The following is an 18,870-nucleotide window of genomic DNA, read 5'->3' on the forward strand; positions in this document are numbered from 1 at the left end:
CCTGACGGGGCTTGCCTGCGCCCCGTCAGGGGCGCGGGGAACGGCGCGACAAGCCCCCACCGGCCCGCGGACGAAGTGAGACCAAAATCGGTTCCCTGGGGCGGAGCCCGCTGGCACCATGCCGGGATGCCCTTCAAGATCTCTGACATCGTCCCGGCGGGCACCTTCGCCGGCCAGGAACAACCCCGCATCCCCGCGCCGGGAGGCCTCCTCATCCGCCCCTGGCAGGCGGCCGACGCCCCCGCCGTGTACGAGGCGTTCCAGGACCCGGCGATGCAGCGCTGGCACGCCCGCGAGGCCGACTCGGTCGACGAGGCCGGCGGCTGGATCGAGGACTGGGGCAAGGCCTGGTCCGGGGAACGCGACGCGTACTGGGCCATCTCAGACGCCACGACGGACGCGGTGGTGGGCCGGATCGCTCTGCGCCTCATCGACCTCGCCGACGGCCGGGCCGAAGTCGCCTACTGGACCATGCCGTCGGCCCGCGGCCGGGGCATCGCCCCGCGCGCCCTCACCGCCCTGAGCGACTGGGCGTTCACCGAAGTGGGCCTGCACCGCATCGAACTCACCCACTCCACGGCCAACGAGGCCTCCTGCCGGGTCGCGCTCAAGACGGGCTTCGCCCCGGAGGGCACCAAACGCAGCGCGCTGCTGCACGCGGACGGCTGGCACGACATGCACCTGCACGCCCGCATCCGGGGCGACGAAGGATGACCGGCAAGGCGCCCCGCCGGGACCCGTACTCTTGCCGGTTGTGACCCGTAAGCCCCGTATCCCGCCCTCTCCCCTGCCGCAGCGCCGCGGCGTCGACCCCATGCGGGTCAAGCTGCCTGCCGACGGGGCGTGGGCGACCGTACGGGATCATCTCGTCGAGCGGCTCAAGCCGGGGCCGGGGGTGATCGACGGGATGCTGCGGGACGGTCTCGTCGTCGGCGCGGACGGGCTCCCCGTGGCGCCGGACGCTCCCTATGTGCCCGGCGCCTTCGTGTGGTTCCACCGGGATCTGCCGGACGAGGTCCCGGTGCCGTACGGAATCGATGTGGTGTACCGCGACGAGCACATCGTCGTCGCCGACAAACCCCACTTCCTGGCGACCACGCCCCGCGGCAGCCATGTCACCGAGACCGCGCTCGCCCGGCTGCGCAGGGATCTTGACATCCCCTCGCTCGGTGCCGCGCACCGCCTCGACCGGCTCACCGCGGGGCTGATCCTCTTCACCGTGCGGCCCGCGGAACGCGGCGCGTACCAGATGCTGTTCGGCGAGCGGCGGGTGCACAAGGAGTACGAGGCCGTGGCCGCCCACGACCCCGCGGTCGAACTCCCCCGCACCGTGCGCAGCCACATCGTCAAGGAACGCGGCATCATCGCCGCGTACGAAGTCCCCGGCGCCGAGCCCAACAGCGAGAGCCGGGTCGAACTCATCGGGCACAAAGACGGGTTGGCGCGCTACCGGCTCACCCCGCACACCGGCCGCACCCACCAGCTGCGGGTGCACATGAACGCCATGGGGCTTGCGATCCTCGGCGATCCGCTCTACCCGCTGGTGACGGGCCCGGTGCCGCCGGACGACTTCCGGCGGCCCCTGCAACTCCTGTCCCGCGTCATGGAGTTCAAGGATCCCGTCACGGGCGCCGACCACCGCTTCGTCAGCACCCGCGAGCTGGGCTCCTGGACCGCGTACGACTCCTGGGCGAACCCGTCACCGGACGCGGCGGACGGTCAGTAACCCCGCCACCAGGTGACGAGGCGCCGCCACACCCCCTGCCGCGGCACGGGCGCCACCACCGGTGCGGACTCGGGCACGGGCGGCGGCCCGGCGGGCGCCGCCGGCTGCGGTGTCGCGGGCTGCGCGGGCCGCGGCGTCGGCGAGGACACCTGCCAGTCGCCCCGCGCACTGGGCACCCGGGCCATCGGCCGCGCCATCACGTCCTGCGGGGGCCGCGGCGCGAAGTGCACGGGCAGCTCCACCAGGTGCCGGGAGAGGATCGACGAGGTCCACCTCAACTCGCTCTCCTCGACAGCGAGTTCCACGTCCGGGAAGCGCATGAGGAGCGCGTCCACGCCGGTTTCGGCGATGGCACGGCCGATGTCCTGCCCCGGACACTCGTGCGGTCCGCCGCCGAACGCCAGATGAGAGCGATTGCCCTGCATGTTGGCCGCGAGATCCGGGCGTACGACGGGGTCCACGTTGCCCGGCGCGATACCGAAGATCAGACCGTCGCCCGCCTTGATCTCCTGGCCGCCGAGCTGCGTGTCCTGCTTGGCGAAGTACCCGACCATGGCGCTGAAGGGCGGCTCGTCCCACAGGGACTGCTCGATCGCCTCCGGGACCGTCATCTGGCCGCCGCTGAGCTGGGCGCGGAAACGCGGGTCGGTGAGGACCATGCGCAGGGCGTTCGCGATGAGGTTGGCCGTCGCCTCGTACGAGGCGATGAGCACGAGCCGCAGATGCGTGCCGACCTCCTCGTCGGTGAGCTGCTGGGGCTGCGCGATGAGGTTGCTGGTGAAGTCCTCCTCGGCCTTCGTCCTGCGCCGCGCCACCAGGCGCATCAGCGCGTCCATGATGTACGCGTTGCTGGCGATGGCGGTCTCGGTGCCCCGGAGCATGTCGCGTGCGGCCTGCACGATCCGCTCGTTGTACTCCTCGGGCATGCCCAGGACATGGCACATCACCATCATCGGCAGATGCTCGGCGAACTCGCTCACCAGGTCGGCCTTGCCGCCCTGGCAGAGGTCGTTGAGCAGGAGATTGCTGTAGCGGTTGATGTAGCGCCGGATGCCGCGGTGGTCGAGGCCCGCCATGGCGCCGGTGACCGCGCCGCGCAGCCGCTGGTGTTCGTCGCCCTCCACGAAACTGGCCATGGGCTGCCAGGTGACGACGGGGGCGAGCGGGTGGTCGGCGCCCATGCTGCCGTCCTGGACGGCCCGCCACTGGCGCGCGTCGCGGGTGTACTGCGAGGGGGTGCGCACCATGTGCAGGTTCTCGCTGTGGCCGAGTACGGCCCAGATGGGTACGTCGTTGTGCAGCAGGGCCGGGGCCACCGCGCCGTGGTCGGCGCGCATCTTCTCGTACACGCCCGCGAGGTCGGTGTCCGCCTCGGGCCCGTAGAGCCTGCGCAGGCCGCCGGGGCCGAGCCCGAGGCCGTGCGCGGGGCAGCCGGGGGGCGGCATGGCCGGGTCGTCCGTGCCGGGGTGGGAGTGGGAAGGGGTCGTCACGTTCGTCGCTCCGGGGTTGCGGAAGAGATTCCGGGGAGTTTCCGGGGTTGCGGATGGGGTGAGGCGTCAGACGCGGGCCACGGTCAGGGAGTGCAGGTAGCGCATCAGGGTCAGCAGGGTGTCCCGGCTCGATGCGCGCTGCCGGGCGTCGCACTTGACCATCGGCACGGCCTCGTCCAGGTCGAGGGCGCGGCGCAGCGCGTCCATCGGGTGCTGGGGCGCGTCGGGGAAGTCGTTCACGGCGACGACGAAGGGCACGCCCCGCTCCTCGAGGCGGCCGATCACGTCGAAGCTGACTTCGAGACGGCGGGTGTCGATCAGGACGACGGCGCCGAGCGCACCTTCGAAGAGGCCGTTCCACAGGAACCAGAAGCGCTCCTGGCCGGGGGTGCCGAACAGATAGAGCACCAGCTCTTCGGAGAGGCTGATCCGGCCGAAGTCCATGGCGACGGTGGTGGCCGTCTTGGTCTCCGAGCCGTAGTTGTCGTCGACGCCGATACCGGCCTGGGTCATGGTCTCTTCGGTGGTCAGCGGACGGATCTCGCTGACCGAGCCGACCATCGTCGTCTTGCCGACGCCGAACCCGCCCACGATGACGACCTTCACGGCGGCCGTGGTCGTGTGCGGCAGTACCTCTTCGCTGCTGGGCCCGGTGATCGTGTCAGAGCTTTTGAAGTCCATGCATCACCGCTTCGAGAAGGGAACGGTCGGGGAGGGTGGAGCGGACGATCGGCGCCCGCGCCTGTACCAGTTCGACCCCGAGCATCTTCGTCAGCAGGACGGTCACCACGCTGAACGGCAGCGCGAGATAGGCCGAGAGCTCGGCGACGGACAGCGGCGTCCTGCACAGCCGCAGGACGGCGGAGTGCTCCGGCTCGGCCGTCGGCGGTGCCTCGCCGTCCGCGACGATCAGCGTGACGAGGTCGAGGGGCGCCCTCTCCGTGTCCTCACCGGTCAGGATGTAGAGCCGCTCGGGATTCTCCGGGCTGCGCCGTTCCCGTTGGGGAGGGTCGTCTCGGTGGGAGGGATTCTCGCCTTGCGGAGGATTCATACGGCCTGCCCGTCACGCCGCGGCGGGCTCGTCAGGTGGGCGCCGATCCGCACGACCAGGTCCCGCATGCGGTTGCCGATGAGGCCCGCGTCGACGGTTTCGTCGGCGAGCACGGCGAGGTAGGCGCCGGCTCCCGCGGCCATCAGGTAGAAGTAGCCGCCGTCGACCTCGATGATCACCATGCGCATCCCGCCGCCGCTGTGCGGGATCTCGGTGGCGACCGCGGCGGCCAGGGACTGAAGTCCCGCACAGGCGGCGGCGACCCGGTCGGCCCCGTCGGGGTCACCGCCGTAGCGAGCGATGCGCAGACCGTCCGCGGAGAGCACCACGATCTGCCGGGTCTGCGGCACCCCGTCGGCGAGTTCCTTGAGCATCCAGTCGAAATTGGCCCGTTGCTGGATCACTTCCAGCCTCCCTCGTCGGCGTTGTCGGCATTGCCGTGGTCGTTCTCGCTGTGTCCCTTGGGGAACAACGGGTCATCGGCCGCGGACTCGTCGCCGTTGACGCCCTTCATGAAGGCCTCGATCCAGAGGCCGGGCTCCTTCTCCTCCTTCTTCACCGGTTCGGGAGCGGCCGGTGCGCTCGCCTGCGGGGCGTACTGGGCGCGCTGCTTGGCGTACTTCTCGTCGGCGGCCTCCTGGGCGAGGCGCTCGGCCAGCGGGGTGCGGACCCGGCTGCGACGCTGCGGCAGACCGTTCGGTGTCCACTCGGTCACCTCGGGGATGTCGTCCTCCATGGCCGCGGTGAGCGGCTTGGGGATGGGCGGTCCCGCCGTCATCACACGGGGCTTCTTGCGCCGGATGCCCTGGGTCTCCTCGATGGGCACGCCCTCGGAGTTCACCCGGGGCACCGCGGACGCGCCGATGCCGTGCGCGAGGCCGGGGGCGGGTCCGGTGGTGATCATTTCGCGCGGGACGATGAGCACCGCGCGGACGCCGCCGTACGCGGACTGCCGCAGCGAGACCTGCAGGTTGTACATCTGCGAGAGCCGGCCCACGACGGCCATGCCGAGGCGGGGGGTCTCACCGAGGTCGTTCAGGTCGATGCCGGCCTGTGCCTGGGCGAGCATGCGCTCGGCCCGTGCCCGCGCCTCCTCGCTGAGGCTGACGCCGCCGTCCTCGATCTCGATGGCGATGCCCGTCTGCACCTCGACCGCGGTGACGTGCACGCGGGTCTGCGGCGGCGAGTAGCGCGTGGCGTTGTCGAGCAGCTCGGCGCAGGCGTGGATGAGAGGCTCCACGGACGTGCCGCGGATGGCGACCTTGGCGATCGAGTGCAGATCGACGCGCTGGTACTCCAGGATCCGGGACATGGCGCCGCGCAACACGCTGAACAGCGGTACGGGCTTGGGCCACTGGCGTCCGGGACGGGCGCCGCCGAGCACGGTGATCGAGTCGGCGAGGCGGCCGATCAGGGCGGTGCCGTGGTCGATGCGGAGCAGGTCGTCGAAGACCTCGGGGTTGCGGCCGTGGAACTCCTCCATCTCGCGCAGTTCCGCGGACTGCTGGTGGACGATGACCTGGACGCGCCGGGCGATGTTGACGAAGGCGCGCTGCGAGGACTCGCGCATCGCCTCTCCGGTGTCCAGGGTGTCCAGGACGTGCCGGAGCATCTGGCGCTGTGAATCCGGGAGTTCGGAGAAGGACTCGTCGCCGTCGACGAGATGGCGGATCACTTCCGAGGGCGCTTCGCCCTGCCGGAGCCTGAAGACGGCCTCAGGGATGATCTCCCTGCCGAGCCGGACGGTCTCGTCGTCGTGGGACGCGATGCGCCGATCCAGGTAGGCGAGGCGCTGTGCGTACTGCGTGTGCAACTCCCGCATGGTCCGGCCGCGGCGCACCGCTTCGGCGCCGACCGCGACGACCACGAGGGTCGCGATCCCGCCGCACAGGGCCACCGCGATGCGGGCGGGTTCCGTCACCGCCGCGACGGCGGCTCCGGTCGCCGCGGCCATCAGCATGGCGGGCAGCAACAACACACGTGCGTAAGGGACTTCTCGGCCACCGGGAGGCGATTGAACACTCACCATGTATGCCCTCTGAACACTCGTCTTGGGGAAGGAAAGGGGGATTGATTCTGCGAAATCGGGGGATTTTACGGGTTGTTGAGAGCGATAGACGAATCCGAACTATTCGAAGGATCTGGGAACAAACGCGCGAATTTATCGCAACTCACTGCAACTCGCCGCGCTCCGGGCGAGCTTAGTGCGCCGAATTCAGCACCGAGTCATATTCGGTAACCCTCTGCATCGGCCGCATCGGCGGGCATACACTCGGCTCCATTTGCACGCCCGGCGATCAATCGAACACATGGAGTGATGGCGTCGAACAGGCGGGAACACATCTTTGGCCACCCCCTGTTCGGGCCCTCCGACCGGACCCGGACGCGGCCCGTCCCGGACCTGGTTGACGCCCACAAGGACTGCTGTTCAACTGGGCGCATGCGCCCTCAGCCGCGTCTTGTCACCCGCGATCACATCGACTTCGGTCGTGTGTGGTCCGCGTCGTGTTGCTTCTGATTGCTTCCACGTCGACGCAAGTCAGCGCACACCACGACAAGTTGAGATGAGGCTCCGCCGTGCCCGTCGAGTTTCTCGGCATCGCCGCGACCAACGAAGGCTCCGAAGTCACCGCCCGCCCGGGCGTGTCCTTCGACAAGGACTACACCCTCAGGCTCGCCCGGGCCCATGAGGACCAAGGCTGGGACCGTGTCCTGTTCGCCTACGGATCGGGTTCACCCGACCCCTCCCCCGCCGCCGCCTATGTTGCGGCCCGCACGGACAGGCTCCAGATCCTGGTCGCGCACCGCCCGAACGTCTCGTACCCCACCTTCGCCGCGAAGACGTTCGCGACCCTGGACCACATCAGCGACGGCCGCCTCGCCGTGCACTTCATCACGGGCGGCAACGACCACGAGCAGCAGCGCGAGGGCGACTTCCGCACCAAGGACGAGCGGTACGCGCGCACCCGCGAGGCCATCCAGATCATCAAGAGGGCGTGGACCTCGCACGACCCGTTCGACCACGAGGGCGAGTACTACCGCTTCGACGACTTCGTCAGCGACACCTTCCCGGTCCAACAGCCGCATCCGCGCGTGTCGTTCGGGGGTTCATCGCCCGCCGCGTACGCCGCCGGAGGTGCGGAGGCCGACATTTACTGCCTGTGGGGCGAGCCGCTCGCACAGACCGCCGAGCAGATCGAGTCGGTGAAGGCGGCGGCGAAAGCGGCCGGGCGCACGGACGTTCCCCGGATCCAGGTGGCCTTCCGCCCGATCATCGCGCCGACCGAGGAACTGGCCTGGGAGAAGGCGCACGCGACCCTGGCCCGCATCAAGGCCCGTAAGGCGGGAGCGCCGCTGTCCCGCCGCCATCCGCTGAAGAACCCCGAGAATGCGGGCTCGCAGCGCCTGCTGGCGGCGGCGGCATCGGGTGAGCGCCACGACCGGGCGCTGTGGACGCCGACGGCCGCGGAAACGGGTGGCGCCGGCAACTCGACGGCACTGGTGGGCACTCCGGAAACGGTCGCCCGGGCCCTCCTGGACTACTACGACCTGGGAGTGGAGATCCTCTCCGCCCGTGGCTACGACCTTCTGGACGACGCGATCGACTTCGGGCGGCACGTGATCCCGATCGTGCGGGAAGAGGTCGCCAAGCGGGACGCGGAGCGGACGAGCGCGGCGGCGTAGACAGCCTTCGCAGGAGCGGGGTCCGGAGGCCGAGCCCCCGGACCCCGTTCCGTCAGCCGACCGAGCTGTATGCCACGACTCCCCGCAGCAGCTGGTCCACGGCCTTGCGGGCGTTCTTCGCGACCGTGCTCCCCTCGCGCGGAGCTGCGGCCGAAATCTGTCCGAGGACGTCGATCACCTGCTTGCACCACCGCACGAAGTCCCCGGCAGGCATCTCGATCTCCCGGAGCACCTCGTCGAGGCCCTTGTCGGACGCCCACATGTACGCCGCCCAGGCGAAGCCGAGGTCCGGCTCCCGCTGCCCGACGCCTTCCGCCTGGTTGATCTTGAACTCTTCTTCGAGGGCATCGAGCCGCCCCCAGATCCGCACCATCTCGCCGAGCGAGGCCTTCACCTTGCCGGAGGGCAGCTTGGGGGCGAGCGCGTCGTCCGCCATCCGGGCCTCGAACACCAACGCCGAGACGCACGCGGCCAGTTCGGCCGGGCTGAGGCCTTCCCACACGCCTTCGCGCAGGCATTCGCTCGCCAGGAGGTCCAGCTCTCCATAGAGCCGGGCGAGGCGCTTGCCGTGCTCGGTGACCTCGTCGCCCCGCAGATAGTCCATCTCGGTCAGCAGCGCGACGATCCGGTCGAAGGTGCGCGCGATGGTGTTCGTGCGCCCCTCGATCCGCCGCTCCAGCTGCACGGTGTCCCGCCGCAGGCGGTAGTAGCGCTCGGCCCAGCGGGCGTGGTCCTCCCGCTCGTCGCACCCGTGGCAGGGGTGCGCCCGCAGTTCCGTACGGAGGCGAGCGATCTCGCGGTCGTCCGCGGCGGCGGCGCGGCCCTTGCGGTGGCGCTCGGGCACGATGTGCCCGGCCTTGGTGCGCAGCGCGGACGCCAGGTCACGGCGCGACTGCGGCGAACGCGCGTTGAACGACTTCGGGATGCGCATCCGCTCCAGCGCCTCGACCGGGACCGGGAAGTCCATCGAGGCGAGCCGCTTGACCTGCCGCTCGGAGGTGAGGACAAGAGGGCGCGGCCCGTCCTGGTGCTCGAAGCCGCGGTGGCCGTTGACCCGCCCGGCGGGGATTCCCGGATCCAGGACGAGCGCCAGGCCCGCGTACTTACCGGTCGGCACGTGGATGACGTCGCCGGGCTTGAGCTTCTCCAGGGCAGCGGCGGCGGCCGCCCTGCGCTGGTTGGCACCCTGCTTGGCGAGCTCGGTCTCCCGGTCCTTCAACTCGCGGCGCAGCCGCGCATACTCGTCGAAGTCGCCCAGGTGACAGGTCATCGAGGCTTTGTAGCCCTCGAGTCCCTCTTCGTTCTTCTGCACCTGGCGGGAGATCCCGACGACCGACTTGTCGGCCTGGAACTGCGCGAAGGACGTCTCCAGGAGCTCGCGCGAGCGGTGCCGCCCGAACTGCTCGACCAGGTTCACCGCCATGTTGTACGACGGCTTGAAGCTGGACCGCAGCGGGTAGGTGCGCGTGCCGGCGAGCCCCGCGAGGTGCTCCGGACTCATGGCGCGCTGCCACAGGACCACCGCATGGCCCTCGACGTCGATGCCGCGCCGCCCGGCACGGCCGGTCAGCTGGGTGTACTCGCCGGGCGTGATGTCCGCGTGCTGCTCGCCGTTCCACTTGACGAGTTTTTCGAGGACCACGCTCCGCGCGGGCATGTTGATGCCGAGCGCGAGGGTCTCGGTGGCGAAGACCGCGCGCACCAGACCGCGCACGAAGAGCTCCTCGACGACCTCCTTGAAGGTGGGCAGCATGCCCGCGTGGTGCGCGGCGATGCCGCGCTCCAGGCCTTCGAGCCATTCGTAGTAACCGAGGACGTGCAGGTCCTCGTCCGGGATGGCGGCCGTGCGCTCCTCGACGATCTCGCGGACCTTGGCCCGTGCGTCCTCGTCGTTCAGCCTCAGCCCCGCGTGCAGGCACTGCTGCACGGCGGCCTCGCAGGCCGCGCGGCTGAAGATGAAGGTGATCGCGGGCAGGAGACCTTCGGAGTCGAGCCGGTCGATGACCTCGGGCCGGCCCGGCGTCCAGATCCGCGAGCGCTGTCTGCGCTCCCGCTCGCGGTCGGCCTCGCGGACCATCTTGCCCTTGCGACGGTCACGCGGGTTGTACGAACGGCTGGCCTCCATCCGCGCCATGCGCGTGAGGTCGGGGTTGACGGCCTTGCGCTGGCCCTCCCCCTCCTCGAAGAGGTCGTACATCCGGCGCCCGGCCAGGACGTGCTGGAACAGCGGCACGGGCCGGTGCTCCGAGACGATCACCTGCGTGTCGCCGCGCACGGTGTCCAGCCAGTCGCCGAACTCCTCGGCGTTCGACACGGTCGCCGACAGGGAGACCAGCGTCACCGACTCCTGGAGGTGGATGATCACCTCTTCCCAGACGGCGCCGCGGAAGCGGTCGGAGAGGTAGTGCACCTCGTCCATCACCACATAGCCGAGGTTCAGCAGGGACTGCGAGCCCGAATACAGCATGTTCCGCAGCACCTCGGTGGTCATCACGACCACCGGGGCATCGGAGTTGACGCTGTTGTCGCCGGTCAGCAGACCGACCTTGTCGGCGCCGTATCTCTTGGAGAGGTCGGCGTACTTCTGGTTGGAGAGCGCCTTGATGGGCGTGGTGTAGAAGCATTTCTTGCCCTGCAGCAGGGCCAGGTGCACGGCGAACTCGCCGACGATCGTCTTGCCCGAGCCCGTGGGGGCGGCCACGAGTACACCCTTGCCCGCTTCGAGCGCCCGACAGGCGTCGATCTGGAAGGGGTCGAGGCCGAATTCGTACATCTCGCGGAAGCCAGCGAGTGCGGTGGCCTGCTCGACAGCGCGCTCGCGCGCCGCCGCGTACCGCTCGGCCGGTGAGAGGTCCTCTGTCATCGTGCTTTCGAGACTACCGGCCACCACTGACAACGGACGATCATTATCTCTCTTACGGTCTCCGCGGCCCCTCGGGCCCGAGAACGCGCACGGCCCCCGGCACACACTCCGCCGTCAGCGGAAGCCCGCCGAGCTGCTCGCCGTCCGCGTACCCGGTGACGTCCGGGGCGGCGAGTTCCACCTTCGCGGCCCGGAACACGGTGACCTTGGGGTGGTCCAGGTGCGTGCCCTTGTACACCTTCGGGAAGACCTTCAGGAGTGTCCTGCGGCTGCAGTCGCCGACGACCGTGACGTCGAAGAGGCCGTCGCTGAGGTCGGCCCGCGCGCAGATCTTCATGCCTCCGCCGTACGACGGTCCGTTCCCGACGGCGACGAGTGTCGCGTCGACCTCGTGGACCCGGCCGCCGTCCAGCATGATCCGGTACGGGACAGGCCGGAAGGCGGCCAGCTCGGCGGCCATCGCCAGGTCGTACTTGAAGCGTCCGGTGGGCCAGCGCATCCGGTTGCCCCGGTCGTTGACCCGCGAGTCGAAGCCGGAGGCGAGCACGGTGCCGAACCACGTCTTGCCGACCCGCCCCAGGTCGACGTCGCGCGTGCGCCCCGCGTCGAGCGCCTCGGCGATGACCGCCCCCGCGGCGGCCGGATCGCGCACCGGAAGCCCGAGCGCACGCGCGAAGTCGTTGCCGGTACCCACGGCGACCACGCCCAGGGGTGTCGGCGTCTGTGCGACGGCCTGCAGCGCGAGGCTCGCCATGCCGTCACCGCCGACGGCTATCAGCGCGCGCGTACCGGCATGGACGGCATCGCGTGCCCGGCGCAGCGCGTCGGCGGAGTCCTCGCCGATGACCGTGCGCACGGAGAAACCTGCCGCCCGCAACGCCGAAGCGGCCGGCTGCGCCGCGTGAGCGCCCCGGCCGCGTCCTGCGGTGGGATTGACGAAGAGAGTGATGTCGCTGGTCACTGGGGCCCCCGGACGTCGTTTGCGGGAGGACCCTACAAGATCAGGTCACATCGTCGAAACCGTTTACCCGATCCCTGTTCGCGACGGCGCCGGCGCCGTCGCCGCTCGCCTGCTCGGGCAGCGCACGGTTCGCGGACACGGGCTCGATCTCGCCGACCTCCTCGGGGGTCAGGTCGAGCTCGGACGCCTCGTCGTCATCGGGTCCGTCAGCCTCGATCTTGGCCTTGCGCCGGTCGTTCATGAGCGAGAAGGCGGTGGCCGCGAAGTAGAGCACCCAGATCGGTCCGGCGAGGGCGATCATGGTCAGCGGGTCCGTGCTGGGCGTCGCCACGGCCGCGAAGACCGTGATGCCCATGATCATGCCGCGCCACCAGCCGAGCATGCGCTTGCCGGTGAGCACCCCGGTGAGGTTCAGCATCACCAGAAGGAGCGGCAGCTCGAAGGAGAGGCCGAAGACGATCACCATGCGGGTGACCAGGTCGATCAGCTCGTCCAGCGGCAAGAAGTTGTCGATCCCGCCCGGCGAGAATTCGAGCAGCACCCGCGCCATCGTCGGCAGCGTCTTGTACGCGAAGAACCCGCCGCCCAGGAACAGGGGGAAACCGGCGGCCACGAAGCCGTAGGCGTACTTCTTCTCGCTCTTGTGCAGGCCGGGGGCGACGAAGGCCCACAGCTGGTAGAGCCAGATCGGCGACGCGAGCACCACACCGGCCATCAGGGAGATCTTCAGCGCGAGCGTGAACGGCGTGAGCAGACCGTTCAGCACGATGCGCGCGCACGTGCCGTCCTCCTCCTTCGCCAGCTCGGCGAAGCTCTTCTCGCACCCCACGGAGTTCAGGATCGGGTTCGTGAAGAACTCGATGATGTCCTTGTAGAAGAAGGCAGCGACGATCGCGACGACGATGATGGCCAGCACGGCCTTCGCGAGCCGGTTGCGGAGCTCGCGCAGGTGCTCCGCAAGCGGCATCCGCCCCTCGGGATCCTGTTCCTTCTTGCGGGCAGGCTTGAGCAACCCACGTCCTCATCTCGTGCGGCAGGCCGGCCGTCGCCGGCCTTGGATCAGCGCTTGGTCGTGCTGTCGGTGGGCTCGGTGACCGGGCGCGAGCTGGTCACGTCACCGGGCGCGGCCTGGATGGTGCGGGGCTGGGCGGCGGAAGGGTCACCGGGCGGGTCGGCCGGGGCGGCTTCGTCCTTCTTGCCGTCCGACTTCATCGCCTTGGCCTCGCTCTTGAGGATGCGCGCGGACTTGCCGAGCGACCGGGCCATGTCGGGAAGCTTCTTCGCGCCGAACAGCAGAACGATGACGACGAGAATGAGAATGATCTCGGGGGCGCCGATCTTTCCGAACATAGGTCTTTACCTTCTCACCGAGGCGGCAGGGGCGGGGCTGCCGGACAGGCCGGACTTGGCTGTCCGGCCACCGTGCTGGCAGCGATCGTAACGCTCAGGGGTGAACGCAGGGCAATCCCTGTGCGTACTCCCAGTTGCGGCCCGCGCCTCGCAATCCGGGCCACTGCAGCAGCGTACCTGCCGGACAAGGGAAGTTGACAGGCCACGGCATCGATGTGCGCCCCGGCCGTATCGCCGGGATTCACAGGGACTAAAGGACATCCCGGCCCGCACGGGCCACACCGGTCGCGGCCGCCTCAAGATCTTCCGCAGCACGATTGATCCGCTGTGTGGTCTGCGTCACTTGGGCGCTGAGGCGCTGCGCCTCGATGAAGACCCGGATCGCCAAAACGCCGAGTACGGCGAGGCCACAGAACCCCGCGGCAATCGCCAGCATCGCCCAGAACATGCGCCGAGCCTAGACGGTCGAGTGCAGACGCAGTGTCCGCACCCCGCCGCCGGTGAGCAGTTCGACGATGCGCTCGCCCGCGGGCTTGCGTACCGCGGTGTCGCACTCGGGGCACGTGAACGAGTAGAAGGTGGTGCGGGCCGAGGCGCCGATGGCCAACCGCAGGGCGCCCGCGGAGAGTTCGAAGCGGGCGCGGCAGTCGGGGCAGGCGGCCTTGAAGAGCACAGGGGCGATCCTCGACATACCGGGAATCTCGGACATGATCTTTGCGTTCAACGCCCTTGCTCCTGCCTGTCGTACGACGCGCCGGGGTGCTTGTCGTGCTCGTCATAGGCCGCGAGCGCCTCGCGTGCCGCCCGGCGCGCACTGTCCGCGAGATCAGCCGGGGAGACGATGTGCCCGTCCCCGCCGAGCCGCAGCGCGAGCCGCCGCAGCGAGGTCGGGTCCGGCGTGCGCAGGGTGATCCGCAGGCCGCCGTCGGGGAGCTCCTCGGCGCTGTCGTGGGGGTAGTACTCGGCGACCCAGCGGCCGCCGGGGCCGACCTCGACGACCACCTCGGGGTCCTCCGCGGCGGGCTGCACGAGTCCCTCGGAGAGATCACGCAGCTCGACCTCGGGCGGCGACGACGGCTCGTCCAGGATCTTGATCTCGGCCACCCGGTCGAGACGGAAGGTGCGGCGCGCCTCGGAGAGGTAGCACCACGCCTCCATGTACGTGTGCCCGACGGCGAAGAGCCTGACGGGGTCGACCTCGCGCTCGGTGAGCTCGTCGCGCGCGGGCGAGTAGTAGCGCAGCCAGAGCCTGCGCCGCTCGGAGATGGCACGGTCGACCTCGGCGAAGACGCCGCCCTCGGACTCGAAGGTCACCGAGAGCCGCGCGCTGGCGCCCGCGTTCTCACCGGCCGCGGCCTCCAGCTTCGCGGTGGCGCGCAGGAGCGCCTGCCGGTCGCTCTCGCGAAGCCCGGGCAGGGTGGAGACCGCGCGGGCGGCCACCAGGAGCGCGGTGGCCTCGTCGGCGGCGAGGCGCAGCGGTGCCGCCACGTCGTCGGGGTTGTGCCACCAGATGCGGTCGCCGTCGGTGTCGATGTCCAGGAGGTCACCGCCGCGGAAGCTGGTCCCGCACAGCGGAAGCACGTCCAGGTCCGAGATCAGCTCGTCCTCGGTGATCCCGAAGGCGCGGGCCACGTCACTGACGTGCGCGCCGGGGCGCTCGCGCAGATACGTCACCAGGGAGAGCATCCGCCGGGTCTGGTCGATGGCGTTCGTGGCCATGGTGTGTCCCCCTCAGCCCTTGGCCACGGCGCGCAGCCGGTCCACGACGTCGGCCCGCAGCTCGGCGGGCTCCAGGACCACCACATCGGGCCCGAACTCCACCAGCCAGGCATCGAGCCCGTGCCCGTACGGAATTTCCAACTCGTCCCACCCCTCGCCCGCCGCACGTATGCGGGCGGCCTTGGCGCGCAGCGGATAGCCCGCGCCCGTACGCAGTCTGATCAGGGCGGAACGGTCGGCGCTCTCCCCCGCCCAGCTCGCGACGGTCTCGCGCACCGTGACCACATCGGGGATGTCGGCGGTGAACTTGCCGGCGCGGGCGCGGACCTTCCCGGTGATGCGGGAGAGCCTGAAGACCCGCTCGGCGCCGCGGTCGCGGTCCCAGCCCGCGAGGTACCAGTGGCCGCGCCAGCACTCAAGGGCCCAGGGCTCGACGTGGCGGGGCTCGGGGCGGGCCGCGGTGGCCTTGCGGTAGTCGAAGACGACGGGGCGGCGGTCGCGGCAGGCCAGCATCAGCGGCTCGAAGGACGCCTCGTGCACGGGGATGCGCGGTTCGAGGGCGCTGTGCGCCTCGTACGGGTCGACGTCCTCGGGCAGTCCGGCGGCGCGCAGCTTCTGCAGGGCGCCGCTGGCGGCTCCGGCGAGACGGGCCTGCTGCCAGACCTTGGCCGCGAGGCCGAGTGCGGCGGCTTCCTCGGCGTCGATGGTGATGGGCGGCAGACGGTTGCTGTCGCGGCGCGCGAGATAGCCGACCTCGCCGTCGAGGTTCTCCACCGTCTCGATGACCAGGCCGAGTTCGCGCAGATCGTCCTTGTCGCGCTCGAACATCCGGTTGAAGGAGTCGTCGGACCCCGCCTCCAGATAGGCCTCGATGGACTCGCGCAGCTCGCGCTTGCTGAGCGGCCGCCGCGTCCCGAGCAGACACAGCGCCAGGTTCATCAGCCGCTCGGCCTTGGCAATGGCCATCGACGCCCTTTCTCAACATGACTTCCGACCGCCGACCGTACCGCCCCGGGGTGTCGTGGGAAAAGCCGAGGCCCATGCCGGAACCGGCATGGGCCTCGATGGGACAGGTCTGATCAGACCCTGGCCTCAGTCATCGCTCGGACGACGCTCAGACGGCGACGAGGTCGCAGACGAAGATCAGCGTCTCGCCGGGCGCGATGCGGCCGCCACCGGCGCCGCGCTCGCCGTACGCCAGGTGCGAGGGGATGGTCAGCTTGCGGCGGCCGCCGACCTTCATGCCCTGGACGCCCTGGTCCCAGCCGGCGATGACCTGACCGGCGCCCAGCTGGAACGCGAGCGGGTTGCCGCGGTTCCAGGAGGCGTCGAACTCTTCACCGCTGGAGAAGGAAACTCCCACGTAGTGGACCTGGACGGTGTCGCCGGCCTTGGCCTCCGGGCCGTCGCCCTCCCAGATGTCCACGATCTCGAGGTCGGTGGGGACCGGACCGTCGGGGAAGTCGATCTCGGGCTTCTCGATGCTCACGTTTAATGCTCCTGCTTGATACGAATGACCGGCCGGGACAGTCTTACATCTTCGCGAGGATGTCCACGGTGAAGACCAGCGTGGAGTCCTTCTTGATGGTGCTGCCCTGCGGCGGCTGGTCTCCGTACCCGAGCTTCGGGGGGACGATGACCAGGACGCGGCTGCCGACCTTCTTGCCGGTCAGACCCTGCGCCCAGCCCTTGACGACCTGCGCCAGCTGGAACGAGGCGAGCTGGCCGCTCTTGTACGAGGAGTCGAACTCCTTGCCGTCGGCCCACAGCACGCCCTTGTACTGGCACAGGAGGCTGTCGGTCTCCTTGATCTCCTCGCCGTCGCCCTCGAGGATGTAGCTCGCGACGAGCTTCTTGGGGGCGTCCTTCTTGGGGACGTCGATCGAGGGGGCCTTGCCGTCCGTGTTCGTACCGACCTTGGGCAGGTCGATGTTGGACTGCGCGACCTCCTTGCCCTTGGCCGAGCTCTTGTTGCTGAAGGTCCCCACGAGGTCCACGACGAACACCAGCGTGTCCGTGCCCTTGATGCCCGCCTGCTTGTTGCCCTCGGTGCCGTAACCCATCTTCGGCGGGATCGCGAGCTGCACGCGGCTGTCGAGCTTCTTGCCGACCAGGGCCTGGTCCCAGCCGGGGATGACCTGACCGACACCGATCGGGAAGACGGTGGGGTTGCCGCGGTCGTACGAGTTGTCGAAGACCTTGGCCGTGGCCCAGATCTGGCCGAGGTAGTTGGCCTGGAGGTAGTCGCCCTTCTTGACCACGTCGCCCTTGCCCTCGACCAGGGTCTTGACCGCGAGGTCGGAGGACGCCTTGCCCGGTCCCTTGGCGACGGTCGGCTTCTGCCCGAACTTCGTCCCCTTCGTGATCTCGGGCAGCGGCCCGTCCACGATCTTCGCCGTCGGCGCGGCCGAGGACGAGTTGGAAGGGGATGGGCTGTCGCTGGGCTTGGCCTTGTCGGCCTTTTTGTCGTCGCCACAGCCGGCCAGCGTGAGCAGGCCGGCCGGAACAGCAAGGAGAAGTGAGCGTCGGCGCACGGTGGGGGCCTCGTATCGGTCGATCTTGTCGGTTGGCGTGCGCGCAACTCTACGCATGGAGAAGGGCGCCGTACGAGGAACGTACGGCGCCCCGCGTTGCGTTCCCGCAACGCATCTCCTGTATCGGGGGTTACATACCGGCGATCAGTTTCTCCACCCGGTCGTCGACCGACCGGAAGGGGTCCTTGCACAACACGGTGCGCTGTGCCTGGTCGTTGAGCTTGAGGTGCACCCAGTCGACCGTGAAGTCACGGCGCTGCTCCTGGGCCCTGCGGATGAAGTCGCCGCGCAGCCGTGCGCGGGTGGTCTGCGGAGGCACCGACTTGCCTTCGAAGATCTTCAAGTCGTTGCAGATGCGGGCGGCTTGGCCCTTCTTCTCCAGGAGGTAGTACAGCCCGCGACGCCGGTGGATGTCGTGATACGCGAGGTCTATCTGCGCGACCCGCGGATGCGACATGGTCATGTTGTTCTTGGCTCGGTAGCGCTCGATGAGCTTGTACTTCATGACCCAGTCGATCTCGGTGCCGATGCGGTCGAGGTCCTCGGCCTCGATCGCGTCGAGCGTGCGGCCCCACAGCTCGAGGACCTGCTCGACCGTGCCCGTGCGGATGCCGCGGCGGTCCACGAAGTCCACGGCCTTCTCGTAGTACTCGCGCTGCACCTCGAGGGCCGAGGCCTCACGGCCGCTGGCCAGGCGCACCTTGCGGCGGCCCGTGATGTCGTGACTGACCTCGCGGATGGCCCGGATCGGGTTCTCCAGGGTCAGGTCGCGCATCACCGTGCCCGCTTCGATCATGCGCAGGACGAGGTCGGTGGCTCCGACCTTCAGGAGCATGGTCGTCTCGGACATGTTCGAGTCACCGACGATGACGTGCAGCCTGCGGTAGCGCTCGGCGTCCGCGTGCGGTTCGTCGCGGGTGTTGATGATCGGCCGGGAGCGGGTGGTCGCGGAGGAGACCCCTTCCCAGATGTGCTCGGCACGCTGACTGACGCAGTACACGGCGCCGCGTGGAGTCTGCAGCACCTTGCCCGCGCCGCACAGCAGCTGTCGCGTGACGAGGAAGGGAATGAGGATGTCCGCGAGCCGCGAGAACTCCCCGTGCCGGGCCACCAGATAGTTCTCGTGGCAGCCGTAGGAGTTTCCCGCCGAGTCGGTGTTGTTCTTGAAGAGATAGACGTCGCCCGCGATTCCCTCCTCGTGCAGGCGGCGTTCGGCGTCGACGAGCAGGCCTTCCAGAATGCGCTCGCCTGCTTTGTCGTGCGTGACCAGCTCGGTCACGTTGTCACATTCCGGTGTTGCGTATTCCGGATGTGACCCGACGTCAAGATAGAGGCGGGCGCCGTTCCGCAGAAAGACGTTGCTGCTGCGGCCCCATGAGACAACACGGCGGAAGAGGTAGCGCGCCACCTCGTCAGGCGACAGACGGCGCTGTCCCCTAAACGTGCACGTGACGCCGTACTCATTCTCCAGCCCGAAAATGCGGCGGTCCAT

General features: G+C 69.4%; 19 protein-coding genes. 3 read left to right on the plus strand and 16 right to left on the minus strand.

From position 1 onward, the window contains the following. The first annotated feature begins 126 nt into the window (after positions 1–126). Together ACWFR3_RS41845 and ACWFR3_RS41850 are read left to right on the plus strand one after the other, a co-directional pair. Positions 127–714 carry a GNAT family N-acetyltransferase gene (locus ACWFR3_RS41845; protein ID WP_453739969.1) on the plus strand — a complete coding sequence of 196 codons (588 nt, stop codon included), beginning with the start codon at positions 127–129 and terminating at the stop codon, positions 712–714. A 40-nt stretch (positions 715–754) separates the two neighbouring features. Continuing rightward, positions 755–1,726 carry an RluA family pseudouridine synthase gene (locus ACWFR3_RS41850; RefSeq protein ID WP_453739970.1) on the plus strand — a complete coding sequence of 324 codons (972 nt, stop codon included), beginning with the start codon at positions 755–757 and terminating at the stop codon, positions 1,724–1,726. Here the strand turns inward: ACWFR3_RS41850 and ACWFR3_RS41855 are convergent. The 5 genes from ACWFR3_RS41855 to ACWFR3_RS41875 form a co-directional block, all read right to left on the minus strand. Further along, complete coding sequence (locus ACWFR3_RS41855) at positions 1,720–3,216, minus strand: cytochrome P450 (protein WP_453739971.1); 1,497 nt, start codon at positions 3,214–3,216, stop codon at positions 1,720–1,722. The genes ACWFR3_RS41850 and ACWFR3_RS41855 overlap by 7 nt on opposite strands. 66 nt (positions 3,217–3,282) lie before the next feature. Further along, on the minus strand, positions 3,283–3,897 hold the full coding sequence (locus ACWFR3_RS41860) for a GTP-binding protein (RefSeq protein ID WP_453739972.1): 615 nt from the start codon (positions 3,895–3,897) through the stop codon (positions 3,283–3,285). After that, a complete protein-coding gene (locus tag ACWFR3_RS41865) occupies positions 3,878–4,267 on the minus strand; it encodes a DUF742 domain-containing protein (RefSeq protein ID WP_453739973.1) in 390 nt (129 codons plus the stop codon). Before ACWFR3_RS41865 ends, ACWFR3_RS41860 begins: the two co-directional genes overlap by 20 nt. Then, complete coding sequence (locus ACWFR3_RS41870) at positions 4,264–4,671, minus strand: roadblock/LC7 domain-containing protein (protein WP_453739974.1); 408 nt, start codon at positions 4,669–4,671, stop codon at positions 4,264–4,266. Before ACWFR3_RS41870 ends, ACWFR3_RS41865 begins: the two co-directional genes overlap by 4 nt. Further along, complete coding sequence (locus ACWFR3_RS41875; RefSeq protein WP_453739975.1) at positions 4,668–6,296, minus strand: ATP-binding protein; 1,629 nt, start codon at positions 6,294–6,296, stop codon at positions 4,668–4,670. The genes ACWFR3_RS41870 and ACWFR3_RS41875 overlap by 4 nt, the downstream gene beginning before the upstream one ends. A 548-nt stretch (positions 6,297–6,844) precedes the next feature. Here ACWFR3_RS41875 and ACWFR3_RS41880 point away from each other — a divergent pair. Continuing rightward, complete coding sequence (locus ACWFR3_RS41880; protein ID WP_453739976.1) at positions 6,845–7,951, plus strand: LLM class flavin-dependent oxidoreductase; 1,107 nt, start codon at positions 6,845–6,847, stop codon at positions 7,949–7,951. Between the two features lie 52 nt (positions 7,952–8,003). Here ACWFR3_RS41880 and ACWFR3_RS41885 read toward each other — a convergent pair whose 3' ends face one another. From ACWFR3_RS41885 to pafA, 11 genes are all read right to left on the minus strand, one after another. Continuing rightward, positions 8,004–10,814, minus strand: coding sequence for a DEAD/DEAH box helicase (locus ACWFR3_RS41885; protein ID WP_453739977.1), 2,811 nt, complete (start codon positions 10,812–10,814; stop codon positions 8,004–8,006). A 52-nt stretch (positions 10,815–10,866) separates the two neighbouring features. Then, positions 10,867–11,775 (minus strand): diacylglycerol kinase, encoded by a 909-nt coding sequence (locus tag ACWFR3_RS41890; protein ID WP_453739978.1) that lies wholly within the window; start codon positions 11,773–11,775, stop codon positions 10,867–10,869. Positions 11,776–11,815: 40 nt separating this feature from the next. Beyond that, positions 11,816–12,787 (minus strand): twin-arginine translocase subunit TatC, encoded by a 972-nt coding sequence (gene tatC, locus ACWFR3_RS41895; RefSeq protein WP_453739979.1) that lies wholly within the window; start codon positions 12,785–12,787, stop codon positions 11,816–11,818. 47 nt (positions 12,788–12,834) lie between these two features. Further along, entirely contained in the window at positions 12,835–13,125 is a 291-nt protein-coding gene (gene tatA, locus ACWFR3_RS41900; protein WP_351164975.1) for a Sec-independent protein translocase subunit TatA, read from the minus strand. A 250-nt stretch (positions 13,126–13,375) separates the two neighbouring features. Further along, positions 13,376–13,573: a hypothetical protein gene (locus ACWFR3_RS41905; RefSeq protein WP_453739980.1), complete on the minus strand. Its 198-nt coding sequence runs from the start codon at positions 13,571–13,573 to the stop codon at positions 13,376–13,378. Positions 13,574–13,582: 9 nt separating this feature from the next. Continuing rightward, positions 13,583–13,834: a hypothetical protein gene (locus ACWFR3_RS41910; RefSeq protein WP_453739990.1), complete on the minus strand. Its 252-nt coding sequence runs from the start codon at positions 13,832–13,834 to the stop codon at positions 13,583–13,585. An 11-nt stretch (positions 13,835–13,845) separates the two neighbouring features. Further along, entirely contained in the window at positions 13,846–14,844 is a 999-nt protein-coding gene (locus ACWFR3_RS41915; RefSeq protein WP_453739981.1) for a helix-turn-helix transcriptional regulator, read from the minus strand. Positions 14,845–14,856: 12 nt separating this feature from the next. Continuing rightward, complete coding sequence (locus ACWFR3_RS41920; protein ID WP_453739982.1) at positions 14,857–15,810, minus strand: helix-turn-helix transcriptional regulator; 954 nt, start codon at positions 15,808–15,810, stop codon at positions 14,857–14,859. 148 nt (positions 15,811–15,958) lie between these two features. Next, positions 15,959–16,333: an FKBP-type peptidyl-prolyl cis-trans isomerase gene (locus ACWFR3_RS41925; protein ID WP_361196752.1), complete on the minus strand. Its 375-nt coding sequence runs from the start codon at positions 16,331–16,333 to the stop codon at positions 15,959–15,961. Positions 16,334–16,376: 43 nt separating this feature from the next. Continuing rightward, a complete protein-coding gene (locus tag ACWFR3_RS41930; RefSeq protein WP_453739991.1) occupies positions 16,377–17,378 on the minus strand; it encodes an FKBP-type peptidyl-prolyl cis-trans isomerase in 1,002 nt (333 codons plus the stop codon). 130 nt (positions 17,379–17,508) lie between these two features. Then, entirely contained in the window at positions 17,509–18,870 is a 1,362-nt protein-coding gene (pafA, locus tag ACWFR3_RS41935; protein ID WP_150165878.1) for a Pup--protein ligase, read from the minus strand.

It is taken from the genome of Streptomyces sp. NPDC055189, assembly GCF_053606765.1.